Source organism: Clostridium polyendosporum (genome assembly GCF_018332455.1).
GTDB lineage: Bacteria > Bacillota > Clostridia > Clostridiales > Clostridiaceae > Clostridium_AY > Clostridium_AY polyendosporum.
Window position 1 is genome coordinate 1 of the sequence record NZ_BOPZ01000054.1, and the last position, 7,670, is coordinate 7,670.

Below are 7,670 nucleotides of genomic sequence, written 5' to 3' on the forward strand. Positions count from 1 at the left end.
CAATCATACCTGAAAAAGCAAATAATAATACCGGTGCAAACATAGCGGCACCAAAGCGCTGAACTTTTTGCATCATAACCCATCACCTCATTAATATATTTTTCCCTTTTAAAATACCCTTTACTTTACCAAACAAACGCTTGCGCAAACTTTGTATAAAACTTTCTTGAAAGTACTTTCATTAACTTTATGATAACAAATTAAGTAAACCATTACAATAAAACTAAGCTAATCAGTTCCTAATCTCTCTAGTTGTGATTCTTCACATTTTCTGTGAATTTTCACAAACTCATCCCTATCTATTGACACCTTAATAGCTGCTCTTTATTTTTTCATATAAAACTTTAAGAGATATCTCATAGATACCTCTTATAATTACATATCCTTGTATTTTATATAAAAATATAAAGTATGATAAGTCGCGACAACTCTATCATTTTCTAAGTAATCTTTATCATAAATCTCAATAACTTTTTCTATAAAATCAGGTGGTGTTATATTGCCATCTTTTTGGCTATTATTAGCACCAATTTTTTTAATAGAATACAAAAAATCTATGCAGCAGTTGAAATACTCATACTCATAAGATTCTAAAGAACTTATCTCCATATCATTTACATTATTTGTAGTTATAATATTGTTACATATATCTTGTAACTGATTTAAGGAGTAAAAAGACTGACCAGGAGAAATTGATTCATTTATTTTAAGCATATCCTTTGCCTTAGAAAAGGCCTCGTTTAATTCTTTAAATGTATTTTCACCAAAAGTTGAAAAACACAAAATACCATTTTTATCAAGCAATTCGATTAGTTGATTAGTGGTTTTTTCTAAATTATTAAACCATTGGAAAGTTGCATTTGATATTATTAAATCAAATTTATCCTTTAATTTCATTTCTTCAATGTCTTCACAAATAAAATTTACACGGTCACATTGAATTATAGATTTTACATATTCAATCATCCCTGGTGCAATATCTACTGCTGTAATTTGAGCATCCGGAAAATAATTTATTAACCTTTGAGTTACATATCCTGTACCACAACCAATTTCTAAAATGTTTTTTATATGTGACCTATCATTCTTTATATAATCAACAAGAATATCTCCCATTCTTTTTTGAACGTTAGCATATTTATCATAATTCTTTATATTTCTGCTAAACCTTCTTTTTAGTTTTTCTTTATCAATCACTCTCATCTTTCCTTCCGTTTAACATATAGTTTTTTATAACTTCATAACATTGATTTGATTTTGTAAAAAACGGCACATGCCCTGTTTCAGTAAATATAACTAATCTAGATGTTTTCAAATGATTTTCTAAATATTCTGCAGCCTTAACAGGACAAATCAAATCTTCATCCCCATGTATTAATAGTACTGGTATATTTATTTGATTAATTTTGTCTCTAAAATCTTTCATAATTAAGTATTCTAATCCTAAAGTTAATGATTGTACTGAATTCTTCTTATTTGAAGAAAATATTTCCTTAAGAAAATAATCACAATAACCATCTTTTACTTCTACCTTACTAAAAAGATTTCTATAAAACTTATTTAAAGTTTCTTCCGGATGTTCCTTTAGCATATAAATCATTCTATCAATAGTTTTTTTATGCCATCCAATATTGTAATTCTCTTTTTGATCCTGTATGAATTTGCTTGTACTGCTAATAAGAATCATGTGCTCAATCTGAAAAGAATGGCTAGCAGCTATATCTATAGCTACTAAAGAACCTAAAGACCAGCCTATGATTGAAAACCTACTGATATCCCGTTCTTCTAGGATAGTAATAACTCTTTGTTTAAAGCTATCTAATGAATCTACAGAATTCCAATCGACTATAATTACTTCATAATCCTTCTCTAACAAATCTAAAATAGATCTCCAAGCCAACTTATGTACTGCCCATCCTGATAATATTATTAAGCATCCATTCATAAAATCACCCTTCAATAATCCCCAATTTTTTTCCATGAAAATTTATTACGTCCATTACATATTCTAAATCATGATAAGTATGGGTGGCCATCAGTGAAATTCTTAACCTACTTGTTCCCTTTGGTACTGTAGGTGGTCTTATAGCTGGTACATAAATTCCTTCTTCTAGTAAACTTTCACTTAATTCAACTGTTTTTTTCACATCTCCTACAACTACCGGTATAATAGGTGTGATAGTATTAGTCACATGAAATCCTGCTTTTATAAGTCTATTCTTAAACCAATTAGCCATTTCTAAAAGATGCTGCCTTGTAATTTCATCCTTTTCAATGATTTCAATTGCTTTTAAGGAGGTAGAAATAAATGAAGGAGGTAGTGCAGTGGAAAAAATAAAACTTCTAGCAAAATTTCTAAAATAATCAATAAAGTATTGTCTTCCAGCTACATATCCTCCAATAGAACCTATAGCTTTGCTTAATGTTCCCATTTGTATATCTATCTCATTAGTAACTTTAAAATATGATGCAGTGCCCGAACCACGCTCTCCAAGGATACCAACTCCATGAGCATCATCTACCATAGTAATCATTCCATACTCTTTGGCTAACCTCACAATATCCGGCAATGGCGCTACATCTCCATCCATACTAAATACTCCATCAGTTACGATTAAATTATTGTTACCTCTATGTTCTAATATTTTCTTCTCTAAGTCATCCATATCACAATGCTTATATCTAACAAGTTTTGCACCACTTAATAAACACCCATCAATTATACTGGCATGATTGTTTTTATCAGAAAAGATAACCCATTCTCTATCACAAAGAGATGATATTATCCCGACATTAGCCATATAACCAGTATTGAAAATCAAACTACTCTCTGTACCTTTAAAATCAGCAATTTTTTTTTCTAAACTTTTGTGCAAATCATATGAACCAGTAGTTAACCTAGAACCTCCTGAACCTAAACCATATTGCTTCACTGCATCAATAGCTGCTTCTTTTAAGCGAATATCATTACAAAGTCCTAAGTAATTATTTGAACCTAACAAAATGATTTCTTTGCCTTCAATACAAACCCTAGGGGCTTGTTCTGAACTTAAATATCTAAAATCTTCTCGATACAACCCTTTTTCTTTTAATGAAGATAATATTTTTAAAAGATTTTCCATAATCATTCTCCTGATTTTCTTTGATTACATTGACACCATATTATTACAAAAATATATTATTAATATTGTTTTGTCAACTTATTTTTAAAAATAGGTTTACAATATCAATAAATACTCTATAATATAAAGCAAAGCTTTTATTTAGATGGCGGGTAACCCACTTGATTCTTAATTAAACAAATCTAAAAACTAACAACCACTTAACGCCCACTTATAAAGCTGAGTATTAGTGTTTGTTAGTTATCAGACATAATGTTAGATATTTATTATATACTTAATGGAGGTCTTAATAATGATATTTAAAGATGTAAGAAAAGTTATTATGAATATTATTGGAATTCCTGAAGATGAAATTCTTTTAGAGAGTGATCTATATAATGAATTGGATATTGATTCTTTAGATATGTCTCAAATTCTTCTTGCTTTAGAGAACAAGTATAAAATTAATATTGAAAATGAAAAAGTTGCAGAGTTTAAAATAGTTAAAGACATTGTTGAAAATATTGAAAACAAAATCAATTCATAAGTTATTTAATTAATTTACTAAATTCTATAGAGGTGCCTATGAAAAGAAGAGTTGTAATTACTGGACTTGGAGCTGTTACACCTATCGGAAACACTGCAAGTAGCTTTTGGAATAATGCCAAAAATGGACTATGTGGTATAGATTATATTAAATCCTTTGATATAAAAGATTCCAAAGTAAAAATAGCTGCAGAACTAAAAGAATTTGATCCACTCAATTTCTTTGATAGAAAACAAGCAAATAGATTAGATCGTTTTTCCCAGTTAGGGATGGTTGCCTCAAGAGAAGCATTCCATGATGCAGGATTAGATAAGGCTGCTATTGACAGGAATAGATTTGGAATATCCATTGGAAGTGGCGTAGGTGGTATCATCACCACTGTAGAAGAAACAATGAATCTTTTAAATGGTGGAATGAATATGGTCTCTCCCCTATTGCTACCTAAATGTTTACCAAATACTTTGACAGGAAATATTTCAATTGCTTTTAATGCAAAGGGAATCTCAAATACAATTATTACCGCCTGCGCATCAGGAACTAATTCAATTGGTGAAGCCTTTAGAGCTATTCAGTATGGATATGCAGATGTAATGATTGCAGGAGCTAGTGAAGCTTGCATAACACCTCTTATGGTAGCTGGCTTTACTAATCTTAATGCTTTATCTTTAAAAAATAATCCCCAACGTGCTTCTATACCTTTTGATAAAGAAAGAGATGGATTTGTCATTGGGGAAGGTGCTGGGATGTTAATACTAGAAGAACTTGAACATGCATTAAAAAGAGATTCCAAAATATATGGTGAAGTAGTTGGATATGGTTTTACGTCTGATGCATATCACCTAATAACCCCTGACCCTAAATGTGAAGGGGAAATTAGAGCAATGAAGTTAGCACTAGAAGACGCGGTGGTAACTTCTGAGGACATATCCTATATAAATGCCCATGGAACTTCAACACCCTATAATGATAAGTTAGAAACAGAAGCCATTAAAGCAGTTTTCGAAGACCACGCTTATAATATCCCTATCAGTTCAACTAAATCTATGATTGGACATTTATTAGGAGCAGCAGGAGCAGTAGAGGCTATCACATGCTTAAAAGCCTTAGAAGAAAATTATATCCATGGTACTATAGGATACAAAATCAAAGATGATGAATGTGATCTTGACTATGTAATAAATAAAGGGCGAAATGTTGACCTTCGCTATATTTTATCAAATTCATTTGGATTTGGCGGTCATAATGCTACAATTGTATTCAAGAAATGGGGAAATAAATCTGACTAGGCATAGAGCCTACTAAAGATATACAACTTCAATCCTTTAACAATTTAGCATAAACAAGTTAATTCTACTTTAAACTTTAAGGGGGTGTCCCAAAAGCATAACTTTTGGGACACCCAACTTGAAATACAAGATTTTAAAAAATACCATTCTAATTATATACAATAAGTTTAAGAGGGTTCCGAGAATTATTAATAAGGAAGTAAAATTAGTTACATATTACGATTTTAATACTGCAGTCTAAGTATATCTTACTACTTATCCTTAGACTTAATTTTAAAAATTAATACTATTCCTGCAAAAATGAATGTAACAAAATTTGCTCCAATGATAGGTACATCCTTCACTTGTATTCCATATAACATCCAACAAAATACTCCTAATACAAACATGCTATACATCGCTAATGATATACCTTTTGTATCCTTTGTTTTAATTACTTTTATGGCCTGAGGTAAAAAGGAAAATGTTGTTAAACATGCTGCTAACATTCCCAAAGTCTACTCACTCCTCTATTAAAGATATACAACTTCAATCCTTAAACAATTCATGTTAAATAAAATTTAATAGGCATCGAGCCTATTAAATTTGAGCCAGATTTCACTTCGTGAAATGGCAGCAAATAGCCCGACATGCAATGCTTGTTTATGAATTATAAATTTAGCTATGAAGTTGTGTATCTATGATTCTATATTTATCAAAACTTTAAATTACTTTAATTCAGGCCAATATTCTTTATTTGCTTCAATTAAATCATCTAAAATGTTCTTTGCAACTTTAGCACTTGGAACTGTTTTAGATAACGTGATAGCTTGCCATAACTTTTGGTAAGACTTTTCTGCCCATGCTTCTACTACTAATTTCTCAACAGATACTTGCTGTTCCATTAAACCTTTTTGGAATTGTGGAATCTTTCCTATTACAAGTGGTTCTGGACCATTACTGCCTACTATACAAGGAATCTCAACCATTGCTGTTGGATCAAAGTTTTCTATTGCTCCATTGTTCTCAACAATTAATAACATTCTTTCTTGCGTGTTATAGGCAATTGCACGTGCTAAGTCTACAATGTAAGAAGCATGCTCATCAATATGCAGTGCACAACCCTCAGTTGATTGATTTTCTATTACCTTTTTACATTCACCAAATACAAACTTTTCACGACCATCCATTACTTCATTTGCTCTTGTATATTCTTTATCAGAATGTTCTACTACGTAATCTGGGAATAAGTAGTACTTTAAATATGTGTTTGGTAAAGTACTTGGATCTACTGCATATACATCACGTGCTTTAGTGAATGTATCATTCCAGCTAGCATCTGTATGTTGATTTTCATTGATGTCAACATTATAACCGTATTTTGCTACATGTTCTTTAATCTTTGGCATTAAATCATTGCCTTCTTTATCAGTAACGCTTGACCACCATCCGAAGTGGTTTAATCCATAGTAGCGTACCAACATATCTTTACGAGATTCTAATCCTACAATTTTAGCCATATGTTCTTCAATTCCTACTGGCATATCACAGATATTTAATATCTTTGAATTTGGTCTTAATTTACGAGTAGCTTCTGCTACGATTGCAGCTGGATTAGAATAGTTTAACATCCATGCATTTGGAGAATATTTTTCCATATAATCGATTATCTCAAGTATTCCACCAATTGAACGCATACCATATGCAACTCCACCTGGTCCACAAGTTTCTTGACCTACAACGTCATATTTTAGAGGAATCTTTTCATCTAGTTCACGCATTGCGTATTTACCTACACGTATATGTGCCATAACGAAATCTATATCAGTAAATGCTTCTTCTGGATCTACTGTTGCTAAAAATTCGATCTCTGGTGCCTTTTCTTTTAAAAGTATTTCACATGCCTTTGCAATAGTATCTTGACGTTCCTTATCATTATCATAAAACTTAATTTTACGAATAGGAAACCTATCTAAATTATCTAATAACATTAATACAATCCCTGGTGTAAATGTACTTCCTCCACCTGCAACAACTATAGAAAACTTCTTCATAAACATTTCCTCCTTATAATTCAACTTTTTTTGCTTTTATTTTAATACCTTTTATTTACCTAGATATAAATAAACACTATTCAAAAGTATAACTATACATAAATTCCTTCATAAAACTTACGTTTCTTTTGTTACACTTTCTTAAAAGCACTTTCATTGATTTTATGATAACAAATAAGGTAAACCATTACAATGCAATTGGACTAATCAGTGCTTAATCCCTCTAGTTGTGATTATTCACACTTTCAGGGAATTTTCACAGACTGAATTCTAGCTATTGACACTTTATTATAGTGCTAACATTTAATACCTAACCTTTACTTTTTGATACAAAACTTTAAGAGGTATTTCAACATGAAGTACCTCTTATAACTATATATTTTCTCTTAAGTTATTGTATTTAAAATCTGCTTAACACTGTAAAATTCTCAATAATATCCCACATGAAGACATAATATATTTAACTATTTCTTATAACGAAGCTAATGCAATATAACTTGATTTGTGTCACTCCTAATATATTATTATTAATTGAGCACAAAAAATAGAAAGCTCCGTTCAATCTTATACATATATTTATATGTATAAGGTTAAACCTGCTAATAAAAGTCAATACTTTTTTTTAGCAGGTTTTCACGTTTTATCTTTCATATTTTATTGCACACCAACTAAGCCAGTTTAGCTTGTCTCACCCTGGCTTCAA

At 30.7% G+C, this 7,670-nt stretch carries 7 protein-coding genes; 2 read left to right on the top strand and 5 right to left on the bottom strand.

Features of this window, described 5'->3' with window-relative positions:
- Positions 1 to 375 precede the first annotated feature (375 nt).
- Genes bioC through bioF form a run of 3 tightly spaced genes read right to left on the bottom strand, consistent with a single transcriptional unit; the run spans position 376 to position 3,122 of the window.
- The gene (gene bioC, locus CPJCM30710_RS17150; protein ID WP_212905362.1) at positions 376 to 1,203 is read right to left on the bottom strand and encodes a malonyl-ACP O-methyltransferase BioC; all 828 of its coding nucleotides are present in this window, start codon (positions 1,201 to 1,203) and stop codon (positions 376 to 378) included.
- Positions 1,190 to 1,981 (bottom strand): alpha/beta fold hydrolase, encoded by a 792-nt coding sequence (locus tag CPJCM30710_RS17155; RefSeq protein ID WP_212905363.1) that lies wholly within the window; start codon positions 1,979 to 1,981, stop codon positions 1,190 to 1,192. The genes bioC and CPJCM30710_RS17155 overlap by 14 nt, the downstream gene beginning before the upstream one ends.
- A complete protein-coding gene (gene bioF, locus CPJCM30710_RS17160; RefSeq protein ID WP_212905364.1) occupies positions 1,950 to 3,122 on the bottom strand; it encodes an 8-amino-7-oxononanoate synthase in 1,173 nt (390 codons plus the stop codon). The genes CPJCM30710_RS17155 and bioF overlap by 32 nt, the downstream gene beginning before the upstream one ends.
- A gap of 292 nt (positions 3,123 to 3,414) precedes the next feature.
- Between bioF and CPJCM30710_RS17165 the strand changes: the two genes are divergently transcribed.
- Positions 3,415 to 3,648, top strand: a complete 234-nt coding sequence (locus CPJCM30710_RS17165) for an acyl carrier protein (protein ID WP_212905365.1) — start codon at positions 3,415 to 3,417, stop codon at positions 3,646 to 3,648.
- Between the two features lie 38 nt (positions 3,649 to 3,686).
- A complete protein-coding gene (gene fabF, locus CPJCM30710_RS17170; RefSeq protein ID WP_212905366.1) occupies positions 3,687 to 4,934 on the top strand; it encodes a beta-ketoacyl-ACP synthase II in 1,248 nt (415 codons plus the stop codon).
- Between the two features lie 251 nt (positions 4,935 to 5,185).
- Here the strand turns inward: fabF and CPJCM30710_RS17175 are convergent, their stop codons facing one another.
- Together CPJCM30710_RS17175 and CPJCM30710_RS17180 are read right to left on the bottom strand one after the other, a co-directional pair.
- Entirely contained in the window at positions 5,186 to 5,422 is a 237-nt protein-coding gene (locus CPJCM30710_RS17175; protein WP_212905368.1) for a SemiSWEET transporter, read from the bottom strand.
- 219 nt (positions 5,423 to 5,641) lie between these two features.
- Positions 5,642 to 6,967 (bottom strand): 6-phospho-alpha-glucosidase, encoded by a 1,326-nt coding sequence (locus CPJCM30710_RS17180; RefSeq protein WP_212905367.1) that lies wholly within the window; start codon positions 6,965 to 6,967, stop codon positions 5,642 to 5,644.
- Positions 6,968 to 7,670: the final 703 nt, after the last annotated feature.

Excerpts from the sequence above, each read along its gene's own strand:
- bioC (WP_212905362.1), bottom strand. The coding sequence starts at position 1,203 with ATGAGAGTGATTGATAAAGAAAAACTAAAAAGAAGGTTTAGCAGAAAT.
- CPJCM30710_RS17155 (WP_212905363.1), bottom strand. The coding sequence starts at position 1,981 with ATGGAAAAAAATTGGGGATTATTGAAGGGTGATTTTATGAATGGATGC.
- bioF (WP_212905364.1), bottom strand. The coding sequence starts at position 3,122 with ATGGAAAATCTTTTAAAAATATTATCTTCATTAAAAGAAAAAGGGTTG.
- CPJCM30710_RS17165 (WP_212905365.1), top strand. The coding sequence starts at position 3,415 with ATGATATTTAAAGATGTAAGAAAAGTTATTATGAATATTATTGGAATT.
- fabF (WP_212905366.1), top strand. The coding sequence starts at position 3,687 with ATGAAAAGAAGAGTTGTAATTACTGGACTTGGAGCTGTTACACCTATC.
- CPJCM30710_RS17175 (WP_212905368.1), bottom strand. The coding sequence starts at position 5,422 with ATGTTAGCAGCATGTTTAACAACATTTTCCTTTTTACCTCAGGCCATA.
- CPJCM30710_RS17180 (WP_212905367.1), bottom strand. The coding sequence starts at position 6,967 with ATGAAGAAGTTTTCTATAGTTGTTGCAGGTGGAGGAAGTACATTTACA.